This is a genomic window from Neptuniibacter caesariensis (assembly GCF_000153345.1).
Taxonomy (GTDB): domain Bacteria; phylum Pseudomonadota; class Gammaproteobacteria; order Pseudomonadales; family Balneatricaceae; genus Neptuniibacter; species Neptuniibacter caesariensis.
The window spans coordinates 85,950-105,084 of record NZ_CH724125.1; the positions used below are offsets into that span (position 1 = coordinate 85,950).

22 protein-coding genes are annotated in these 19,135 nt (G+C 47.2%); 5 read left to right on the forward strand and 17 right to left on the reverse strand.

Features of this window, described 5'->3' with window-relative positions:
- Positions 1 to 160 precede the first annotated feature (160 nt).
- Positions 161 to 2,119 (forward strand): HAMP domain-containing methyl-accepting chemotaxis protein, encoded by a 1,959-nt coding sequence (locus MED92_RS00405; RefSeq protein ID WP_007019476.1) that lies wholly within the window; start codon positions 161 to 163, stop codon positions 2,117 to 2,119.
- Between the two features lie 47 nt (positions 2,120 to 2,166).
- Here MED92_RS00405 and MED92_RS00410 read toward each other — a convergent pair whose 3' ends face one another.
- The 10 genes from MED92_RS00410 to MED92_RS00455 all read right to left on the reverse strand — a co-directional run bounded on the left by MED92_RS00410 (position 2,167) and on the right by MED92_RS00455 (position 10,609).
- Positions 2,167 to 2,499, reverse strand: a complete 333-nt coding sequence (locus MED92_RS00410; protein ID WP_007019477.1) for a DMT family transporter — start codon at positions 2,497 to 2,499, stop codon at positions 2,167 to 2,169.
- 392 nt (positions 2,500 to 2,891) lie between these two features.
- Positions 2,892 to 3,731: an enoyl-CoA hydratase-related protein gene (locus MED92_RS00415; RefSeq protein ID WP_007019478.1), complete on the reverse strand. Its 840-nt coding sequence runs from the start codon at positions 3,729 to 3,731 to the stop codon at positions 2,892 to 2,894.
- Positions 3,732 to 3,851: 120 nt separating this feature from the next.
- Positions 3,852 to 5,000, reverse strand: coding sequence for a cupin domain-containing protein (locus MED92_RS00420; protein ID WP_007019479.1), 1,149 nt, complete (start codon positions 4,998 to 5,000; stop codon positions 3,852 to 3,854).
- Positions 5,000 to 5,248 carry a hypothetical protein gene (locus tag MED92_RS00425; protein WP_007019480.1) on the reverse strand — a complete coding sequence of 83 codons (249 nt, stop codon included), beginning with the start codon at positions 5,246 to 5,248 and terminating at the stop codon, positions 5,000 to 5,002. The genes MED92_RS00420 and MED92_RS00425 overlap by 1 nt, the downstream gene beginning before the upstream one ends.
- A gap of 23 nt (positions 5,249 to 5,271) precedes the next feature.
- Entirely contained in the window at positions 5,272 to 5,997 is a 726-nt protein-coding gene (locus MED92_RS00430) for an RNA methyltransferase (protein WP_007019481.1), read from the reverse strand.
- A gap of 12 nt (positions 5,998 to 6,009) precedes the next feature.
- On the reverse strand, positions 6,010 to 6,846 hold the full coding sequence (locus tag MED92_RS00435; protein ID WP_007019482.1) for an alpha/beta fold hydrolase: 837 nt from the start codon (positions 6,844 to 6,846) through the stop codon (positions 6,010 to 6,012).
- A 73-nt stretch (positions 6,847 to 6,919) separates the two neighbouring features.
- The gene (gene purB / locus MED92_RS00440) at positions 6,920 to 8,284 is read right to left on the reverse strand and encodes an adenylosuccinate lyase (RefSeq protein WP_007019483.1); all 1,365 of its coding nucleotides are present in this window, start codon (positions 8,282 to 8,284) and stop codon (positions 6,920 to 6,922) included.
- A gap of 75 nt (positions 8,285 to 8,359) precedes the next feature.
- Positions 8,360 to 9,025, reverse strand: a complete 666-nt coding sequence (gene hflD / locus MED92_RS00445) for a high frequency lysogenization protein HflD (protein WP_007019484.1) — start codon at positions 9,023 to 9,025, stop codon at positions 8,360 to 8,362.
- Between the two features lie 9 nt (positions 9,026 to 9,034).
- The gene (gene mnmA, locus MED92_RS00450) at positions 9,035 to 10,150 is read right to left on the reverse strand and encodes a tRNA 2-thiouridine(34) synthase MnmA (RefSeq protein WP_007019485.1); all 1,116 of its coding nucleotides are present in this window, start codon (positions 10,148 to 10,150) and stop codon (positions 9,035 to 9,037) included.
- 9 nt (positions 10,151 to 10,159) lie between these two features.
- Positions 10,160 to 10,609, reverse strand: coding sequence for an NUDIX hydrolase (locus MED92_RS00455; RefSeq protein ID WP_007019486.1), 450 nt, complete (start codon positions 10,607 to 10,609; stop codon positions 10,160 to 10,162).
- 163 nt (positions 10,610 to 10,772) lie between these two features.
- Between MED92_RS00455 and moaE the strand changes: the two genes are divergently transcribed.
- Positions 10,773 to 11,231, forward strand: a complete 459-nt coding sequence (moaE, locus tag MED92_RS00460; RefSeq protein ID WP_007019487.1) for a molybdopterin synthase catalytic subunit MoaE — start codon at positions 10,773 to 10,775, stop codon at positions 11,229 to 11,231.
- A gap of 24 nt (positions 11,232 to 11,255) precedes the next feature.
- Here moaE and MED92_RS00465 read toward each other — a convergent pair whose 3' ends face one another.
- Complete coding sequence (locus tag MED92_RS00465) at positions 11,256 to 11,984, reverse strand: GGDEF domain-containing protein (RefSeq protein WP_050764099.1); 729 nt, start codon at positions 11,982 to 11,984, stop codon at positions 11,256 to 11,258.
- A gap of 125 nt (positions 11,985 to 12,109) precedes the next feature.
- Between MED92_RS00465 and MED92_RS00470 the strand changes: the two genes are divergently transcribed.
- Positions 12,110 to 12,418 (forward strand): NIPSNAP family protein, encoded by a 309-nt coding sequence (locus tag MED92_RS00470; RefSeq protein ID WP_007019489.1) that lies wholly within the window; start codon positions 12,110 to 12,112, stop codon positions 12,416 to 12,418.
- A 24-nt stretch (positions 12,419 to 12,442) separates the two neighbouring features.
- Here the strand turns inward: MED92_RS00470 and MED92_RS00475 are convergent, their stop codons facing one another.
- Both MED92_RS00475 and MED92_RS00480 read right to left on the reverse strand, forming a co-directional pair.
- Entirely contained in the window at positions 12,443 to 13,651 is a 1,209-nt protein-coding gene (locus tag MED92_RS00475; protein ID WP_007019490.1) for a GGDEF domain-containing protein, read from the reverse strand.
- 134 nt (positions 13,652 to 13,785) lie between these two features.
- On the reverse strand, positions 13,786 to 14,679 hold the full coding sequence (locus MED92_RS00480) for a LysR family transcriptional regulator ArgP (RefSeq protein WP_007019491.1): 894 nt from the start codon (positions 14,677 to 14,679) through the stop codon (positions 13,786 to 13,788).
- An 87-nt stretch (positions 14,680 to 14,766) separates the two neighbouring features.
- Here MED92_RS00480 and MED92_RS00485 point away from each other — a divergent pair, with 87 nt between their 5' ends.
- A complete protein-coding gene (locus MED92_RS00485) occupies positions 14,767 to 15,408 on the forward strand; it encodes a LysE/ArgO family amino acid transporter (RefSeq protein WP_007019492.1) in 642 nt (213 codons plus the stop codon).
- Positions 15,409 to 15,416: 8 nt separating this feature from the next.
- Here MED92_RS00485 and MED92_RS00490 read toward each other — a convergent pair whose 3' ends face one another.
- The 4 genes from MED92_RS00490 to MED92_RS00505 form a co-directional block, all read right to left on the reverse strand.
- Positions 15,417 to 16,151, reverse strand: coding sequence for an ABC transporter permease (locus tag MED92_RS00490; protein WP_007019493.1), 735 nt, complete (start codon positions 16,149 to 16,151; stop codon positions 15,417 to 15,419).
- Positions 16,148 to 16,840 (reverse strand): ABC transporter permease, encoded by a 693-nt coding sequence (locus MED92_RS00495; RefSeq protein ID WP_007019494.1) that lies wholly within the window; start codon positions 16,838 to 16,840, stop codon positions 16,148 to 16,150. The genes MED92_RS00490 and MED92_RS00495 overlap by 4 nt, the downstream gene beginning before the upstream one ends.
- A 62-nt stretch (positions 16,841 to 16,902) precedes the next feature.
- Positions 16,903 to 17,652, reverse strand: coding sequence for an ABC transporter substrate-binding protein (locus MED92_RS00500; protein WP_007019495.1), 750 nt, complete (start codon positions 17,650 to 17,652; stop codon positions 16,903 to 16,905).
- A gap of 39 nt (positions 17,653 to 17,691) precedes the next feature.
- Complete coding sequence (locus MED92_RS00505; RefSeq protein ID WP_007019496.1) at positions 17,692 to 18,465, reverse strand: ABC transporter ATP-binding protein; 774 nt, start codon at positions 18,463 to 18,465, stop codon at positions 17,692 to 17,694.
- Positions 18,466 to 18,727: 262 nt separating this feature from the next.
- Between MED92_RS00505 and MED92_RS00510 the strand changes: the two genes are divergently transcribed.
- Entirely contained in the window at positions 18,728 to 19,135 is a 408-nt protein-coding gene (locus tag MED92_RS00510; RefSeq protein WP_007019497.1) for a GNAT family N-acetyltransferase, read from the forward strand.

A 19,135-nucleotide genomic window follows, 5' to 3' on the forward strand; every position in this document is an offset into this window, starting at 1 on the left:
ATTAATAATAAAGGAATTTACAATATTTTCCTGTACTACAATATATTACAAATTTGTGAGCGCTTTCTATTGTAATAATTGTTGTTGAGAATTATTATCACCTATAGATGAGAATTAATCTCAACAAATTATTCGTTTCTAATGTAGTAAGTGTGAATAGATGAGCAGATTAAATAGTATAAGTTTGCGGAGCAAAATCGGGCTAAGCTTCGGTTTTGTCTTGCTGCTGTTGGTTGCTGCGTCCTTTGCGGGTTTTACAGGATTGCAGCATTCAGAAACAGGGTTTATCAAGTACAGAGAGTTAGCACGAGATACCAATCTCTCTGGTCGCCTGCAAGCGAACATGCTTAAGGTGAGAATGTCAGTTAAAAACTTCCTTATCAGTCATGACAAAGCTGATCTGCAGCAATACGATCAGCGGATGGCACTGATGAATCAGTTTCTTGATCGTTCTAAGCAAGAGATCTCTAACCCTGAGCGTAGTCGCCTGATAACCGAAACATCGACTCTGCTAGCGTCTTATCAAACTGTTTTCAGCGATGTAATTAAACTGATTGAGAAAGAAGACCGGCTTTATTACAACGTGTTGGCACAGCAGGGCCCGGTAATGCGTCAGAATATTTCCAAGCTTCGCGAACTTGCCAATCAATTGGGAGAGCCAGAAAAGGTGTTTCTGGTTGGTAGCCTCCAGGAGGACCTGCTGTTAGCACGCCTTTATCTGGTTAGGTTTCTGGAAAAGAACCATGTAGAAGATTTTAAGATCTCGATTGAGAAACTGGATCACGCTTTGTCGCAACACATTATTGGTTTAGAAAGGGCGGGGATGTCACCACAAGAAGCCACTTACTTAAAACAGTTTGGCCAGGCGCGTAATCTATATCTACAAGCAACCCGCGATATTTTTGCGGCAATCCAAAAAAGGAATGAACTGGTTCAGGGAACCTTGGATGTGATCGGCCCACAGGTCGCAGCTAATGTTGAACAGGTTAAACTATCTGTAATGGCCGAGCAGGATGAATTGGGGCCTATGCTGCAAGCCCGTAATCACCAGGATCTTGTGCTTGTGTCTGTTATCTCCCTGATTGCTATCGTATTAGGGGCATTCTTCGCGGTTGCTATTACCCGCATGATTACTCGTCCTATTCTGGACGCTGTGAGCTTTGCCAATGTGCTTGCTGATGGAGACCTGACCCAAGAGCTTAAAACCACGCGTGGTGATGAGGTGGGAAAGCTGCAAGGTTCCCTTGGTGATACCAACGTTAAGCTGCGCGAGATGATTGCTGAAATCAATAGTGCCAGCACCAATATGAGTTCCTCTGCAGAAGAGCTTGCTGTACTTACTGAGCAGGCGCTGAGCGGCACCCTGCAACAGCAGGAAGAGACTGACCAGGTCGCTACAGCGGTAACTGAGATGGCTTACACAGCCCAACATGTTGCAGATAATGCATCGGAGGCGGCTAACTCTGCAGACAGTGCGAACGATCAGGTAGAGCAGGGTAGAGAGAAAATGCGCTCAGCTACTGAGGGAATGCACCGTTTGTCCCACAGCTTGAATAAAACCTCTTCTGAGGTGGAGCACCTTCAGCAGAAGACCCGAGATATTAACGCGATTCTGGATGTTATTCGTGAGATCGCAGAACAGACCAATCTGTTGGCGCTAAACGCGGCAATTGAAGCGGCCAGGGCGGGAGAGCAGGGCCGAGGTTTTGCGGTAGTTGCTGACGAAGTTCGTGGGCTTGCCCAGCGTACTCAGCAATCTACGGAGATGATTCATAATCTGATAGGCGATCTGCAACAGCGGGCAAATCTGACGGTCAATGTGATGAGCCAGGGCACGAAGGAAGCGTCCGAGTGCATTTCCTTGGTTGATCAAGCAGATGCAGCCCTGAACAGGATTAGTTTGTCAGTTGAACAGATGAATGATGTGAATGCACAAATTGCCAGTTCTGCAGAACAGCAAAGTGTCGTTGCGGAACAGATCAGTAACAGCATTAGTAATGTGCGGGTCATCGCCGAGCAGAGCCGCGCTGCGGCAGATGAGACTGCAAATTCGAGTATTGCGCTGAGTGATGTTTCAAACCGCCTTAGGGAAATGGTACAGCGATTTAAGCTGAGTTGATAATAAAGAGGGGTAAGATGTTTATACCGTTATCTTATCCCTCTATTTCAGTGCGCAGTAGACCCGGAAAACAGGTTGATGACCAAAACGCCGGCCAGGATTAGCCCGATGCCAATGAGGGCGGGTAGATCCAGATGTTGTTCATAGAAGTGCCATCCGATCAGGCTGATCAATACAATCCCCGCTCCGCACCAGATTGCGTAGGCGATACCTACGGGCATGGTTTTTAACGTCAGGGAAAGGAAATAGAAAGCAACTGCGTATCCAGCGATCACAAGCAGGGAGGGGGTTAGCTTACTGAAGCCTTCGCTCTGCTTTAACGCTGAGGTGGCAATGACTTCGGAGATAATTGCTACTGATAAGAACAGCCAGTTTTTCATGATCACCTCTCAATGGTTTGAAAGGTGATCATAGTGACTGTTTTAGCTGATGCCAAACCATAAGTTGGTTTGGCGTTACATAAAAACTAAGGTATCTATTAGGGAACCTGCGAATAAGTCCCGGACTTTCTCAGTGGGCAAGAAAACGACTTAGTGCGCGAAAGGCAGTGCAGTGTAATGACGAGTCCTTTCCAAACTGCCTGACAAAGCAGGAAGTCGTTTTAGTGCCCACCCAAAGGGGCTTACAGAGCGATTCAATCTCTGCGTTAACGATTTTCGACGTACAACCAGTATGTCTGTAATCGTTGCCTAGATCTTGAACCGCTCTTTAAGCCTGAGTCGTTCAGGACTTGTTCGCAGGTTCCTTAGCTTAGCTTTTACGTTTGTTGAGCCTAGCGTCCTTTGAATTCGGGGTTCCGCTTCTCTACAAATGCAGTGACTGCTTCCATATGATCTTCAGTGTTGTGACAGATCCCTTGCATCAAGGCGCAGTGTTCAAGGAATTCTGGGAGTTCCATCTTCTGTGCGGTTTTAAGCAGACGTTTACCCATTCTTAAGGCTTGTGGTGGCTTGGCGGCGATATCACTGGCAAGCTCGTTTACCTTAGCCATTAATTCTTCAGGGGCTGTCACGTCCAGTACGATGCCGAGGTCTTTTGCTTCTTCTGCACCGAATACTCGGCCCGTCAGAGTTAGCTCAGCAGCTTTCTGGTAGCCGATCAGGCGCTGCAGGAACCATGCGCCGCCATCACCTGGAATGATGCCTAGGTTAACAAAGGTTTCGCCCATCTTTGCTTTGCTGGAAGCGATACGGATATCGCACATGCAGGTTAGATCGAATCCGGCGCCGATCGCAGCACCATTGACCGCGGCGATAACAGGCACATCTACCTGAGCAAGTGCTAGTGGAATGCGTTGAATCCCTTGGCGATACTTGTTTTGAACCGTATAAACGTCGCCAGCGAATGCGCCTTCACGGTGTTCCCCGTCGCGTTCAGTCATCTCTTTAATATTACCGCCGGCAGAGAACGCGCTCCCTTCGCCAGTCAGGATTAAAACGGATACTTCAGGGCAGCGGTTTACCCACTCGCACACCGCCAGGATGTCGTCGATAAGCTCGGTACCGGTTAGTGCGTTACGTACATCGTCGCGTTGGAAGGTAAGAGTAGCGATACGGTTTTCTAGGGTTAAGCTACTATCAGCTAGCTTAGGCAGCGTGGTGCTTTGAGTCATTGGTGTTTCCCGAGTCTTATTCTTTTAGAAAGCGTTATGACTAGCAATCTAACAGATCATCAGGAATAAGGGAAACTACCTATATTGAGGTAATATAGGCAGTTACAGGCCAGCTAATGATTACTCGGCATCAAGAAAGTACAGAGAGCCTTGTAGTAGCAGGGCTTTAATCAGTTGCAGGTTTTCTTCAGAGGTTTCGATCTCGGTATGGTAGAGATCGGCACAGAGACGTTTTGCCAGTTCAATCTGACCTGGGCTGCAAGCGCAGCCTTTACCGTCGACGAAGAGTACAAACGGCTGCCCCTGGTGGTAGGCAAAGCGTGAACCTTCGGTTCGGCACAGCGGTACACCAGCCTCAATCAGGTTCTTAATATCACCTTCTTCCATCTCCTGGCTTTGATCGGCGCCTAAGTCTGGGTATTTGGATTCGGTCATAAACTGGCCGAACCAGTGGCTCAGTAGGGCTGGGTCAGCGATGTATTCACGCAGGATGGCCTGAACACGGCCGATCGCTTCCTGATCTATTTCACCTGGATTTGCCTGCGTTTTAAGATCGGGATCCGAATAGCGGTCTTCAGCACAAGTGATGTTGTCCAGGTAGTTGGTGAAACCGGCAAAGATCTCTTGATGGGAGGGCGCACGGAAACCTACAGAGAGGGTCATGCAGTCATCCCCCAGGGCATAACCGTTATGGCCAACCCGTGGTGGTAGATACAGCATATCGCCAGGTTGAAGATCCCAGCTTTGCTCCGCTTCCCATTCTGGCAGGATCATTACCGGGACATCATCCCTGCGTGGAGAATCTTCATCGAAGATTCCGCCCACTTCCCAACGGCGTGTACCAGTGGCCTGAATCAGGAAAACATCGTAGTTATCGTAATGGGGCCCAACACCGCCACCATCGGATGCGTAGCTGATCATCAGGTCATCCAGACGCCAGTTGGGTGCAAAGCGAAACTGTTCAACCAGCTCGGCTGCTTCAGGGACCCAGTGGTCTACCGCCTGAACCAGCAGTGTCCAGTGAGAATCTGGCAGTTCAGCAAAGGTTTCTTCGTTTAGAGGGCCGTGCTTGAGCTCCCAATCAGCACCGTCGGCTGATTGGATGATTAGCCTTGATTCGACCTCTTCTTCAAGGGCCATACCGGCGAGCTCGTCTGCGGTGACCGGAGGCTCGAAATCAGGAAAGGCATTACGGATCAGTAATGGTTTCTTTTGCCAGTACTCTTTAAGAAAAGTTTCTACACTGATATCGCCAAAAGGAGAGTTCACTAGTCGATAAACTCCAGTAATTGCTCAATCGCGTCTTCCATCTCTGCGTAGACTTTGCGCTTATCGCGAGCGGCTAAGGCAGCGAGTTTATTGTTGCCTACTTTTTTGATGCACTTTTGCAGTGTCAAAGCACAGTCACGAATGCCTGCTGAGTTGTAGCCCATCATTTTAGAATCGTTATGAATCTTCTGGATGCCTTCACGCAGGTCGTCCGCTTGCTTAAGCAATACTTCGAGATTTTGTTCCATCGTGTTAGTGCCTTGTCATGGTTCTATTTTTTTAGTTTTTCTACGGTTTCTTCGACAGAGGTGAGTATGCCCCTCAGCATATTTAGTTCTGTACGCTCAGGACGTGAACGGTTAAAGAAACGGTGGAGCTTCTCTAGTACTTTACCTTCATGCTGAGGAATGATGAAGTTGGTCAATCGTAGTACTTTTTCCATATGCTCGTAGAAAAGCGCCATCTCTTTGTGGCGAGGATATTCTTCTTCAACCTCGCTGTAGGTTTTATTCTCAGCGCTCATGAAAATTTCATAGCACAGCAGCTGAATAGCCTGGGATACGTTGAGTACCGGATATTCAGGGTTCGCTGGGATATATACGTGGAAATTACACTGCTGAAGTTCATGGTTGTGTAGGCCCATGGTTTCACGACCGAAAACCAGTGCGACTTCACCCGATTGAGCTTCGGCAACAACACGCTCGGCACCTTTGCGGGCATTCAGTAGTGGCAGGTCAAAGGTACGTTTTGTCCGAGCGCTGGTGCCAATCACAAGCTGGCAATCGGAGATCGCTTCTTCAAGCGTTGAGACCACAATCGCACTATCGAGCAGGTCTTTTGCTCCCGCAGCGCGTGAATCAGCTTCTTCAGACGGAAACTCTTCCGGTTCGACCAGATAAAGTTTGCTTAGCCCCATGTTTTTCATGGCGCGAGCAGCCGCACCTATGTTGCCAGGGTGGAAGGTATTGATCAGTACAACTCGAACGTTAGATAACATCTTTAATGGTTCTCACAATGAATCTATAAAACGATTCAGATCGTAAATGAATCGCTCTTTATGCCATAAATGCGGTGAGTGGTCGGATTGCTCGTATATATGCAGCTCCGAACTCTCAATATTCTGTTTTACCCACTGTTGTAACTCAGCACTATAAAACTGGCTTTCATCGCCGTAGATCAACAGTGTAGGTAATTTAATGCCCGCAACAACCTCACGGTAATCTTGTTGGGTAATGCTATCCCAGCAGCGGGTGAGTAGATCGCCTGGTTGCTTCTGTAGATATTCACGCATCTGCTGAAAGCCGCGGGAGTTCTGCTCGTAATTTTCGCGGGAGCGACGGTTCTTACCAAAAGCGATCAGTTCCAGCACCGCTTCAGCGAAATTCTCTGTGAGGCGATGCAGGAAGGCGGTATTTGTGGCTTTGTCGAAGTCGCTATATACGCCGTGTTGCCATTCGTCATCGGTTACCAGCTTGGGTGACTGGTCGACGATACACAAACCGCGAAGGCGTTTATCGCCGTGCCTACGTAGGTATTCCCAGGAGGTTAGCGCGCCCATTGAGTGGCCAACCAACACTGCATCTTCAATTTGAAGATGCTCAAGCATCGCTTCCAGATCATCAGCCATCGCCGGGAGGCTGATCTCGCTCTCTTCATGGTAGCTGTGAGCACCGTGGCCGCGGGCGTCCCAGCTTACGACACGGTGGTTCTCTGCCAGTTCAGAGGCGAAAGGGAGCCACTCTCGGACACTTGCCGTCCAGCCGTGAAGAAAAACTAAGGTTGTTTCGCCTTCACCGAGTGAGATGTAATGGATCTCGGTGCCGTCTGGTCGTGTAAAGTGTTCCATGGTGTGTAGGTATCCCTTATATAAAAAACGGGGCAATAGCCCCGTTTAATAAAACTGATTATGTTGGATCAGCTTAGATTTTCTTCGCCTGTGCTACCGCATTACCGATGTAGCTGTGCGGTGTCAGGTCTTTCAGAGATTGCTTAGCTTCTTCTGGCATATCCAGCGTATCAACAAAGGCCATAATGGTTTCTTTGCTCATGTCCTGGCCACGTGTCAGGGCCTTCAGTTTCTCGTAAGGCTCTTCAATCGCATAACGGCGCATTACTGTCTGGATCGGCTCAGCCAGTACTTCCCAGGCATTTTCCAGGTCTTCGTTCAGCTGTGCAGGGTTAAGCTCAAGCTTGCTGATACCTTTCAGGGTAGACTGGTAAGCGATCATGCTATAACCAAAACCAACGCCCATGTTGCGCAGAACAGTGGAGTCAGTAAGGTCACGCTGCCAGCGAGAGATTGGCAGTTTCTGCGCCAGGTGGCTCATGATTGCGTTAGCGATACCCAGGTTACCTTCGGAATTTTCGAAGTCGATAGGGTTAACTTTGTGCGGCATTGTCGAAGAACCCACTTCACCAGCAATCGTCTTCTGCTTGAAGTAAGCCTGGGAGATGTAACCCCAGATATCGCGGTCAAAATCGATCAGAATTGTGTTGAAACGTGCAACCGCGTCAAACAGCTCTGCAATGTAATCGTGTGGTTCGATCTGAGTTGTGTAAGGGTTCCAGTTAAGACCCAGGCTTTCTACGAACTCTTTAGCGTTCACTTCCCAGTCGATATCAGCGTAAGCAGACAGGTGAGCGTTGTAGTTACCTACAGCACCATTGATCTTGCCCAGCAGCTCAACATTCTGAAGTTGTTTGATCTGGCGCTGCATGCGGTATGCAACGTTAGCCATCTCTTTACCTACGGTAGTAGGAGAGGCTGTCTGACCGTGTGTGCGAGACAGCATTGGCTGCTCAGCAAACTCACGACCCATTTTAGCGATCTCATCAGAAACCTGCTGCATCTGAGGAAGTACAACCGCCAGACCGTGCTTAAGCATCAGTGCGTGTGACAGGTTGTTGATGTCTTCAGAAGTACATGCGAAGTGAACAAATTCGTTGATCGCCATTAGCTCAGCGTTATCTTTGAATTTGTCTTTGATGAAGTACTCAACCGCTTTTACATCGTGGTTAGTCGTACGTTCAATCGTTTTAACCGCCTGAGCGTCGTCAGGACCAAAGTTGTCAACGATCGAATTCAACAGAGCGTCAGCTTCTGCACTCAGGGCTGGCACTTCAGTGATCTGAGGGTGTGCAGCCAGTTTTTGCAGCCAGCGAACTTCAACTTCAACGCGGAAGCGAATCAGGCCATATTCACTAAATACATCGCGTAGGTCAGCTGTTTTGCTGCCATAACGACCATCAACCGGAGAAACGGCAGTCAGTGCGGAAAGCTCCATGAATCGATCTCTACCTTTTAGGTTAAAAAGAAGGCGCGCATTATACCTGAGAAGCCCGCCTTTTCGTAGGGGTTGTTAGCCCATAATTTTCTTAAGGGAAGGGCGTAAACGAGATTTGAAAAATAGCAGCTGCCAGCGTTTGCCGCCTTTCTGGCGCCAGAGCATAGCGCTACGGATACCTGCTAACAGTAATGCACGGATTTTTGCAGCATTTTCACTGTTTTGCAGGTGTCTTGGATCACCGGTAACCTGAATGCGAAAGCTGAAGGTGCTAATTGTGTCCTGATACAGGCTGGCAATGTTCGCGATTACATTCGGGTGGCAGTATGTGGATGGGCTGTTTACGGCTTCCGGATCATCCGGGCTGAAATAGCGTGCTTGTTCAGAGACCTGGTTAAGGCGTTGCCCCAGCTGTTGCATCATCTCTGGATCAGATGACAGTTTGCGCTCCAGATGCATCATGCTTAAAGCGTAGCGAATCACATCTTTGTTATGTTCTGCGCGTGGTTTATCAACCAGATCCTTAAGGTTTTGCAGGCCGAGATGAAGATTGTAGGGCAGTTCAGCCGGGTTACCGTAGATCGCTTCAGTTGAATCCGGGTTCATCTGCATAATGCTATAAACGGATGTTTCCAGACTATTCTGTGCAACCATTCCACGGGTTGCGATCTGTTCTACTAGCGCGGCAGCCTGAAATAGGCCTGCAAGCCCGAGTGCCTGTTCATCATGGACGCGTGACACGTTCTACCCTCAATTTTTTCCAGTGTGTTCGATTACACCGCCGCCCAGACAGATGTCATCCTGATAGATAACGACAGACTGACCCGGTGTGATCGCTCTCTGCGGTTCATTGAATACGATCCGGTATCCGGATTCACCATGGCGCTCAATTATGCAGCCCTGATCGGACTGACGATAGCGAACTTTAGCTGTACATTGGTAAGGAAGCTGTGGCTCTTCACCGTTGATCCAGAATAACTCATCAGCGGTTAACCAGTCTGTGAAAAGCAGATCGTTTTGCTTGCCCTGTACGGCGATAAGCACATTTCGATCCAGATCTTTCGCGCCGACAAACCAAGGCTCTTCAGGGTAGTCTTTTAAACCACCGATCTGCAGGCCCTGGCGTTGTCCTATGGTGTAGTACATCAGCCCGGCATGTTCACCGATCACATCCCCATTGGGGGTTTCGATTTTACCCGGCTGTGCTGGAAGGTACTGCTTTAGGAAATCACTAAAGCGGCGTTCACCGATAAAGCAGATGCCGGTACTGTCTTTTTTGTTATGCGTGACCAGATCGTGCTCTTCAGCTAATTTGCGAACGGCTGGTTTTTCAAGCTCGCCCACCGGGAAGAGGGTTTTTTCGATTTCGAGCTGGCCAACCTGGTGCAGGAAGTAACTCTGATCTTTATTGTTGTCCAGACCTTTGAGTAAGCGTGTTTTGCCGTCACGATCGCCGCGGCGAACATAGTGGCCTGTTGCTATAAAGTCTGCGCCCAGTTCGACCGCGTATTCAAGAAACGCTTTGAATTTAATTTCGCGGTTGCAAAGAATATCCGGGTTAGGTGTGCGACCCGCTTTATATTCTTCAAGGAAATGTTCAAAGACATTGTCCCAGTATTCAGCTGCAAAATTCGCAGTGTGCAGGTGAATGCCTAATTTGTCACACACAGCCTGGGCATCGGCCAGGTCTTCTTTAGCGGTACAGTATTCGGTACCGTCATCTTCATCCCAGTTTTTCATAAACAGCCCTTCGACCTGATAGCCCTGTTGCATCAGTAGAAGTGCTGAAACGGATGAATCAACACCGCCGGACATGCCGACGATGACTTTGGCGCTGCTATTGTCAGTGTTGCTGAGATCGGTCATTTAACTATTTTAGTTCTCGTATTCGTAGATCAGATCCAGCGGATATCGTTTTCCTGCCAGATAATCGTCAATGCACTTTAATACCATGGGGCTTCGTAGGCGATTTCCAAGGGCTTCGATCTCGTCCCTTGTCAACCAGACTGCGCGGATAATACCTTCATCCAGCGCCAGCGATTCATCATGTTTGATCGCTTCTGCATAGAAGCATGCGCGATGGTAAGTGACATTGTTGTTCTTTGATTTATAAACGTAGAAGCCTGTTAAATATTTAGGCTCTACATGCCATGCGGACTCCTCAAGAGTCTCTCTTCGAGCGGCTTCAATAAAGGACTCGCCTTCATCAATATGCCCCGCAGGTTGGTTGAAAACGATCTCACCGGATGAGTGTTCTTCAACCAATAAAAATTTATCTTCCTTTTCGACGATGACTGCTACTGTCGCGTGTGGATACCAGCTCATCTTTGTCCTCGGTATAGCGGCATATCTCTATGTAAATATGCATGATAAAACAGGCGGAAACCTTATCATCAAACGTGGTTTTTAGATAGTTAATCAGTCGTAGTGATTGAAAATCGTAATGCATAAAGTGCTATGATCGGGCAAGAATTAGGGAGTGAGCGAAATGCCAAAAACAGTTGTTCTTGTACAAACCGAAGATTTCAATATAGGTGAGCTTTCTGAGCGGGTTCGCGCAGAAGATGCCACCAGTGGCGCTATCGTTACGTTTACCGGGATTGTACGTGAGCTTGAGAATACCGATGCGAGTCTGGATGCTCTCTATCTGGAGCACTATCCGGGAATGACGGAGAAAGCCCTGGAGAAAATTGCTGATCAGGCACGGCAGAGATGGGAACTCGGTAATATTGTGATTGCACACCGCGTTGGAACACTTCCGCTCAATGAAAATATTGTTTTTGTGGGTGTAGGTAGTGCGCACAGGGTCAATGCTTTTGAGGCTGCGCAATTCGTTATGGATTACCTCAAACGTGATGCCCCTTTCTGGAAAAAAGAGATTAGTAGCCAGGGTGAAAGCTGGGTTGAGCAAAAACAGAGCGATCTTGATGCGGCTGAAGATTGGTAGGTATAGCTAGGGGATAGGTATTTTTCAGGCAAAAACTGCTTGGTTTTTGCCGCGGCTCTTGCCTGTATAAAGGCAATCATCAGCTTTCTTAATGATGATCTCCATTGTTTCGTTGCCAAAAGAGGTGGTAATGCCCATGGTAGCGGTTACATGTGTATCTTTAGGATATATTTTTTTTCTCAGTGCGTTCAGTAGTTTGTCTGCGATCATTTGGGCTGACGGATTGTCAGTGTTTCGGCATAAAATAATAAACTCTTCGCCTCCCCAGCGGGCCGCTGTATCCGATTTGCGAAGTTCTTTTGAAAGTACCTGACTAAATCCAACTAAAACATCATCGCCAGTTTCGTGGCCCATTGTGTCGTTGATTCTTTTAAAGTCATCGAGATCGATAAGTATCAGGGTAAAGGGAAGTTTACTTCTGTTGCAATTTGAGATCTCTTGTTGGAGTGTCTCTGTGAAATACCTTCGGTTGTATAAGTCGGTAAGTGAGTCACGGATGGATAGTCTGTGTGCAGTTCTATAGAACCCCATCGCTTCTTTCCAGCGAGAATAGGCAAAGTAGGCTAAAGAGACAGCCATTGTAAAAAAAACAGGAATTATTTCATCTAACTCCCAGTCCTCGTGATCTTCTGAAAACTCGACTAGTTTCTCTAACATATCGATCTTAGCGAAAAGCCAAAAAAAACCGATATTCACGAGTACAATAATTATCATCTCGATTATTGCTTTTTTAGTTAAAGTTGGCTGTTTCAAGTAGTTACCTATTTGAAAAGTTGTGTCGCTGTTAAGTAAAAAATGATAATCGTAATGGGGTAATATGTGTTCAAGTATAGCTTTTTTTTGATTGAACGTTTCGAGTGAACTTATGGAAGGTATGTATGGTTACCTGTTATCTGCGTTATGTGATCGATCCAAATAAAGTTGAAGAGTTTGAACATTACGCAAAGCTCTGGATTCCACTGGTTGAGAAGTTTGGTGGGCAGCATCATGGTTACTTCCTGCCGTCAGAAGGGGCAAACAATATAGCGCTCGCGCTTTTTACTTTCCCAAGCCTTGCCGAGTATGAGCAGTATCGTATCGATTCGTTTAAAGACGCTGAGTGTTTGGCTGCGTTTGATTATGCAAAACAAACCCAGTGTGTAATAAGCTACGAGCGAAGTTTCTTTAGACCGGTTCTCGAACCCTAATCAGTCAAAAGTAAGTGCATTGGGTTAGCCCCAATGCACCTGGTTGCGGCCATTTTCTTTCGCTTTATATAAAGCTTTATCTGCTTTCTCCAGAAGTAGGTCGTCCGTATTGGCTGCATGGCTCAACTCGGCGATCCCAAAGGTAGATGTGACTGATAGCTTAAGCGCGTTGTACTCGGCGAAACGGGTTCTGATTCGCTCAACGATTTCAGCGGCTTGATCCGAAGTTGCGTCGGGGAAGCAGATGACAAATTCATCGCCGCCAAAACGGCCGACAAAATCATTCTCGCGAATGTTTTTCCGTAATATCTCAGCAAATGTGGTCAGGATATTGTCTCCTGCCTGATGCCCAAGCGTATCGTTAACCTCTTTAAAATGGTCAAGGTCGCACACACAGAGGCTAAGAGGGGTATTGCTCTCTTCGGCTTCCCTTATTGCCAGATTAAACTGATCGAAGAAATGACGTCGATTAAAGAGATCAGTGAGAGGGTCGTAATTCGCAAAATAGCTGATTTTTTCGATCGCTTGTTCCCGGCTATTCATAATCTGTCGAATTAATATCAACATGATGGTTCCCAGCGAAAAAGCGAACAAGGTAAAGATCACAACACCTTTGATTATCATTGCTTCATGTCGTTCTACTGCTTTTGCTGAGTTAAGCGTGAATCGTTGCAACTCATCACGGAGAGAGATTAACTCATTGGTCAGGTCTTTCTCTTCATCAGCAAGTAGGTCGAGCAATTCTGTCGGATACTCAAGTCGGCTTTCTTTGTTATGGTCGATCATCTCCAGAACCTGGGTCTGGTACTGATGATGCTCTTTTATGATCTGTTTAAGCAGTTGATCCACGCTTTGCATTTTAGTGCGTGTCATTTCGCGTGGAGAGTCCAGCATCGGCTTCAGCATTGTTTCGAGCTTGGCGGATGTTTCTGCAAACTTATTACCTGTTCGAATAAAGCTTTCTTCAAGGATTGGGACTACCTTAATTCGATGCTCAGGCTTAAGTTGATGCAATTTTTCGATGAGTAGTGTCTGTTCAAACTGACGATCTATCAGGGGGAGCAGTTCTTGTGCTAGGGGAAGGTCGCGGTTGGCAACTTCATAGAACTCTGCTTTTACCTGGTTCATCTGCCAATAGGCAAAGCCACCATTGACCAGAATCAGCAGGGCGATGGCTGTGGCGAGCAAAAACACGCGTGTATTGTTTTTTTTATGTTGTTCGCTGTTCGTCATAACTAAGATCAACTTATCTTAATGCTGAATAGTTGCTGAGATCCCAGGCTAAGGATCTTCCTAATCTAATACAATCTAGATGATAAACCTTAAAGTAATCTTAAGCTGCTCAACTTAGAATGATTTAAGAGAGTTCACAATGGCGACAGAACTTGCCAAGCTTGCTTGGTTAGCTTTCTTGTCAGTTTGTCATAAAGGTCAGACTTCAGACTCCAGATATGCCAATACAGCGGAATCTCAAGATACTTTCCTGGGGTAAGGTCTATAACCGTTCCATTCGCGAGTAGCTCGTGACTTTGCTGATCCGGAATCATCCCGCAGGCAAGGCCTCTGATGATCAGCTGAAAGAAAGATTCTGTTGAAGGGATACGGTGTTTTGGATATTCATTCGGTCCAATCTTAAAAAACTTCTCCAGGTAGCGGTTCTGTAGTTCATCCTTGTTACTGAACTCGGCTACCGGTGCATGCCTGAAACCCTCGCTGTTAACCCCGTCTGGAAAGTACTTGGCTAGATAGCAGGGGCTTGCCAGGCAGCGATAGGCCATGATGCCTAAGGGAATACAGTTACAACCCTGCATCGGTTTGGGGTTTGAACTAATACAACCGATTACCTGGCCACTTTTAAGCAAATGGTGTGTTTGGTCCTGATCATCGACTTTCAGTTCTAAGAGGATCTTCTCCTCGTTGAGTAGGGGTTGAACAGCGTCCAGAAACCAGGTGGCAAGGCTATCAGCGTTCAGACCAATCGCAATTTGCGTATAACCATCTGCTTGTTTGAGTGATAGCTCTTCATGCAGCTCATCCTGTAACAATGAAACCTGTCTAAAGTGCTTTAAAAGCTGTTGGCCTGCTGGCGTGGCTTGTAACGGGTTACCTCTGATAATCAGCGTTTGTCCGATACTGTCTTCCAATTGTTTTAGGCGCTGAGAAACGGCCGATTGCGAGATATGTAGTCGATCGGCAGCTCTGTCAAAACTGTCTTCTTCAAGAATGGCAGCTAAAGCCTGAAGTTGTTTATAGTCAATCATAAGTAAAACTGATTACAGATAAGTATTATTAGTTTTACTTACCTGTGGGCATTTAGCAATATGCGCCTGAGAATTTGGGTGAGACAGATGCTAACAATCATTACTACTGCACAATTAATTGCGTTGATCAAAGGGCTGGCAACCAGTGCCGGCCTTATTGTGGCGATCGGGGCGCAGAATGCTTTCGTTTTGACGCAGGGATTACGTCGTCAGTATCACTGGCCGGTAGCGGGTATTTGTGCATTTTTTGATGCTGTTTTGATTACGGTTGGCGTTGCAGGCATGGGGCTTCTGATCTCACAATCTGCAATCTGGATGGAGATAGCTCGCTGGGGTGGGGCGTTGTTTCTGTTCTGGTACGGTTTAAATTCACTACGCTCGGCTCTGAATCCAAAAGGGATGGAAGCAGATGAGCAGAGCTTAGGGAGTCTGGCTAAAGCGGTGATGACCACCGTTCTGATAACACTGCTTAACCCGCATGTGTATCTGGATACGGTTGTTCTGTTGGGGAGTATCGGTGGTCAGTACCCGGAATCTGAAAGAGTCTGGTTTGCTGTCGGTGCTATCGCATTTTCGTGTATCTGGTTTGCTTCGCTGGTGGTTGGCGCTAAATACTTGCAACCGGTATTCAGAAATCCGAAGGCTTGGCAGGTATTGGATCTTATTGTGTGTTTGATGATGTGGGCCATCGCCGTCAGTTTGCTCTGGCCCATCATCGCAGCATTATGAGGGAAGGGTTAGTTCTCAATATGCTGAGGATCAAGATCCTTAGGCTTTTCGTTTGGCCAGTGCTGATGACGGTTGAAGCGTTTCTCAAGAAAACGGAACAACAGAATCAACAGCGCGCTGATGATCAGGTAGATAACACCTGCCGCGAGGAATATTTCCAGCGGTGTATAGGTTCTGGCGATGATAGTTCGTGCCATGCCGGTAAGATCGAGCAGCGTAATGGTACTGGCCAGGGCGCTGCCTTTAAGCATCAGGATAACTTCATTGCCGTACGCTGGCATCATGATACCGAATGCGCGGGGCAGGATAATTCTGCGCAGCATCATTGGATAGCTCATGCCGAGTGCTTTGGCCGCTTCGATCTCTCCTTTAGGGATAGATTGAATCGCGCCACGAAGCAGTTCTGCTATGTAAGCCGCGGTATGAAGAGCAAAGGTAATGATCGCACACCAGTATGGTTCGCGAAGGATAGGCCACAGGGCTGAATTTTTAATAAATTCAAATTGTGAAGAACCGTAATAGACCAGAAATATCTGGATCAGGAGCGGTGTTCCGCGAAAGAAGAAAATATAGGCAAATGGTAGTGCCTGAATCCAGGGTTTGCTAGATACACGCATCAGTGCCAAAGGCACAGCGAGCATTAGACCAGCAAAACCGGAAAACAAAACCAGCTCGAGGGTTAGTATCGCGCCCTGAAGAAGGCGAGGAAAGTGCTCAATGATAACGTCCCATTCCCAGCTCATGCGCGTGCCCCCTGGTAACCACGGTTGGCACGTCGTTCAAGCAGGTATAGGCCTGCCATTGAGATAGAGGTCATAAGCAGGTAAACCATTGCTGCAGCGAAATAGAAAGTGAAAGGTTCTTTTGTATTACCAACCGCAACAGCCGTTTGACGCATCAGTTCGTTAAGGCCAATGACGGAAACCAGTGCAGTATCTTTCAGAAGAACCAGGAACAGATTACCCAAGCCCGGTAGGGCGAGGCGCCATACCTGAGGTAGTACGATGCGGCGGAACGTTTGAAAGCGGGTCATGCCTAAAGCGACAGCCGCTTCCCGCTGGCCTTTAGGGATCTCCATCATGGCGCTACGGAACACTTCGGTAGCGTAGGCGCCAAAAGCGATACTCAGGGCGGTAACGCCGGCAACAAAGGGGCTTAATTCAATATATTCGTCATAGCCAAATAAGCTGGCAATAGCCATGAGTACCGCAGATGAGCCGAAGTAAATGGTCAGAACCAATAGCAGTTCGGGCATCCCACGGACAAAGAGGGTATAGCCATTGCCCAGTGTATTTGCAATTTTTGACGAAGACAGTTTTGCGGAAGCGCCGATAATGCCAAAGAGCAAGCCGACGAACAAACTGCATACTGCGAGTTGAATGGTGATCCAGGCGCCACTGATAAGTAGGTGCCCAAAGCCCTGCAGATCCATAAATAATACCTGATAAAAAGGAAAGGCCGCGAAGTGCGGCCAGATCTTAGTTAAAGCTTAACTTAGTAAATTGAGAACGGGAAATACTTAGCGTTGATCTTCTCGTAAGTACCGTTGTCAATGATCGCTTTAAGCGCTTTATTGAATTTCTCTTTTAGCTCAGAGTCAGGTTTGCGAACTGCAATTGCGATTTTGTCATCGATGTCGATTTTCTCGCCACGGAACTCAAATGCCTGACCTTCTTTAGACTGAAGCCAGTCGTAAGCAGGTAGCTTATCGGAAAGGATTGCATCCAGACGGCCGCTTGCCAGATCGATGTAAGCGTTATCCTGAGTGTCGTAAAGTTTTACAGTGGCTTTGTCGCCCAGGTTGTCTTCCAGGTACTGACCTGCAATTGTTGCACGCTGTGCACCAATCACTTTACCTTCAACCATTTTCGGATCAAAGCTGGTCTCTTTGCCAGTAACGAATGTCAGCGAGTTGGAGTAGTAGTGGTCAGTAAAAGAAACAACACGGCTCCGCTCAGGTGTAATAGACAGGCTGGCGATGATTGCATCGTATTTACGTGCTTTCAGGCCAGGAATAATACCGTCCCAGTCCTGCGCAACGATCTTGCAGTCTGCTTTCATCTCTTCACACAATGCTTTGGCAATATCAACGTCAAAGCCAGCAAGCTCGCCATCAGCATTGATCATGTTGAATGGAGCGTATGCGCCTTCAGTAGCAATACGGATTTTGTCACCAGCGATTGCTGGAGCGGATAAAGTTGCAGCAATCAGTGCAGCTGCTGTCATTAGTTTTTTAAAGCCCATCTATCGATCCTCGCGGAATAATTATTCTAGTTTGGCAAGTTAAAAGTGGCTGCTGAGAAAAGTTCGGCATCTGTCTGAATCAGGGTTATCAAAAACCTTATCCGGAGTGCCTTGCTCTTCGACCTGACCCTGGTGAAGGAAAACAATTTGACTTGATACTTCACGAGCAAATCGCATTTCATGGGTTACGATAAGCATGGTTCGGCCTTCTGCCGCCAGATCGCGCATTACATTTAGCACTTCACCCACGAGTTCTGGGTCAAGCGCAGATGTAGGTTCATCAAACAGGAGTACTTTCGGTTCCATCGCCAGGGCACGTGCAATCGCAATACGCTGCTGCTGACCACCGGATAACTGGTTAGGATAGCTATCACTCTTGTCGAGTAATCCAACCTTTTCCAGATACTCTTCTGCTTTTTTTCTGGCCGTTGCTTTATCCTGTTTGAGCACATGCACGGGCGCTTCCATGATGTTCTCGATAACAGTCAAATGCGGCCAGAGATTGAAGTTCTGAAACACAAATCCAATAGACGCACGCATGCGTTCGAGTTGCTTCTGATCCGCTGCCTGCAGCGCGCCATCTTTTCCTACTTTCAGTTTTAGTTCTTCGCCGCTGAAGCCGATGCTGCCAGCAGAAGGAGATTCGAGTAGGTTTAGACAGCGTAGGAAGGTACTTTTACCAGAGCCACTGGAGCCAAGAATCGATATAACGTCTCCCACGTTGGCGGTTAAGGAGATGCCTTTAAGCACTTCCAAAGAACCATAGCTTTTGTGTAGATCGTTAATTTCCAGAGCTACTGCTGGATCTGTCATGAAGGGTTTCCCCATATTTCTGTTCAGAAGAAAACCGCGAATTACAGCAAAATCATTTAGGTAGCGCAATGGCTTAACTAGCAGATGTTACTGACCGATTCTGCTAATCTATGTCGGATTCTTAGCCCCATCTGTAAACGGCTTTCTAATATTAGTGGAATTTTCTGCCAGATCCAGAATAACAAAATTAAAGCCCAGATAAAGTTGTTTTGATGGGGGAAAGTACTAAATTGAATTTGAGGCGTTTTTTTAAGGTTTTTTCATGGAAGTTGATATTAGTCAGCAGGATTCAATAGAAGAAAGTGAAGTTATCGCGCTTTATCGAGCTAATGAATGGTCTTCGGCAGACAAGCCAGAGCAATTGATGGCTGCCCTTCGGAATTCTCATACTCTGATAACGGCAAGAATAGATGGGCGTTTAGTTGGCCTGGCCAATGCTATCTCAGACGGCCACTTAGTTGTTTATTACCCGCATATGCTAGTGGATCCTGATTTTCACCGCTGTGGTATCGGTAGCAAAATAATGTCGGCAATGAGTAAGCGGTATAAGGGCTTTCATCAACAGATGTTGACCGCTGATGGAGATGCGATTCAGTTCTATGAAGCGCTCGGATTTGAAAGGGCGGGTAGAACGGCCTCAATGTGGATCTACGCGGGTAATGATCATTAG

What these genes read in the sequence shown, in the direction of transcription:
- MED92_RS00480 (WP_007019491.1), bottom strand. Translation starts at nt 14,679, where the DNA reads ATGATTGACTATAAACAACTTCAGGCTTTAGCTGCCATTCTTGAAGAA.
- purB (WP_007019483.1), bottom strand. Translation starts at nt 8,284, where the DNA reads ATGGAGCTTTCCGCACTGACTGCCGTTTCTCCGGTTGATGGTCGTTAT.
- mnmA (WP_007019485.1), bottom strand. Translation starts at nt 10,150, where the DNA reads ATGACCGATCTCAGCAACACTGACAATAGCAGCGCCAAAGTCATCGTC.
- MED92_RS00455 (WP_007019486.1), bottom strand. Translation starts at nt 10,609, where the DNA reads ATGAGCTGGTATCCACACGCGACAGTAGCAGTCATCGTCGAAAAGGAA.
- MED92_RS00500 (WP_007019495.1), bottom strand. Translation starts at nt 17,652, where the DNA reads ATGGGCTTTAAAAAACTAATGACAGCAGCTGCACTGATTGCTGCAACT.
- moaE (WP_007019487.1), top strand. Translation starts at nt 10,773, where the DNA reads ATGCCAAAAACAGTTGTTCTTGTACAAACCGAAGATTTCAATATAGGT.
- MED92_RS00495 (WP_007019494.1), bottom strand. Translation starts at nt 16,840, where the DNA reads ATGGATCTGCAGGGCTTTGGGCACCTACTTATCAGTGGCGCCTGGATC.
- MED92_RS00470 (WP_007019489.1), top strand. Translation starts at nt 12,110, where the DNA reads ATGGTTACCTGTTATCTGCGTTATGTGATCGATCCAAATAAAGTTGAA.
- MED92_RS00435 (WP_007019482.1), bottom strand. Translation starts at nt 6,846, where the DNA reads ATGGAACACTTTACACGACCAGACGGCACCGAGATCCATTACATCTCA.
- MED92_RS00510 (WP_007019497.1), top strand. Translation starts at nt 18,728, where the DNA reads ATGGAAGTTGATATTAGTCAGCAGGATTCAATAGAAGAAAGTGAAGTT.
- MED92_RS00425 (WP_007019480.1), bottom strand. Translation starts at nt 5,248, where the DNA reads ATGGAACAAAATCTCGAAGTATTGCTTAAGCAAGCGGACGACCTGCGT.
- MED92_RS00505 (WP_007019496.1), bottom strand. Translation starts at nt 18,465, where the DNA reads ATGACAGATCCAGCAGTAGCTCTGGAAATTAACGATCTACACAAAAGC.
- MED92_RS00490 (WP_007019493.1), bottom strand. Translation starts at nt 16,151, where the DNA reads ATGAGCTGGGAATGGGACGTTATCATTGAGCACTTTCCTCGCCTTCTT.
- MED92_RS00405 (WP_007019476.1), top strand. Translation starts at nt 161, where the DNA reads ATGAGCAGATTAAATAGTATAAGTTTGCGGAGCAAAATCGGGCTAAGC.
- MED92_RS00410 (WP_007019477.1), bottom strand. Translation starts at nt 2,499, where the DNA reads ATGAAAAACTGGCTGTTCTTATCAGTAGCAATTATCTCCGAAGTCATT.
- MED92_RS00430 (WP_007019481.1), bottom strand. Translation starts at nt 5,997, where the DNA reads ATGTTATCTAACGTTCGAGTTGTACTGATCAATACCTTCCACCCTGGC.
- MED92_RS00475 (WP_007019490.1), bottom strand. Translation starts at nt 13,651, where the DNA reads ATGACGAACAGCGAACAACATAAAAAAAACAATACACGCGTGTTTTTG.
- MED92_RS00415 (WP_007019478.1), bottom strand. Translation starts at nt 3,731, where the DNA reads ATGACTCAAAGCACCACGCTGCCTAAGCTAGCTGATAGTAGCTTAACC.
- MED92_RS00485 (WP_007019492.1), top strand. Translation starts at nt 14,767, where the DNA reads ATGCTAACAATCATTACTACTGCACAATTAATTGCGTTGATCAAAGGG.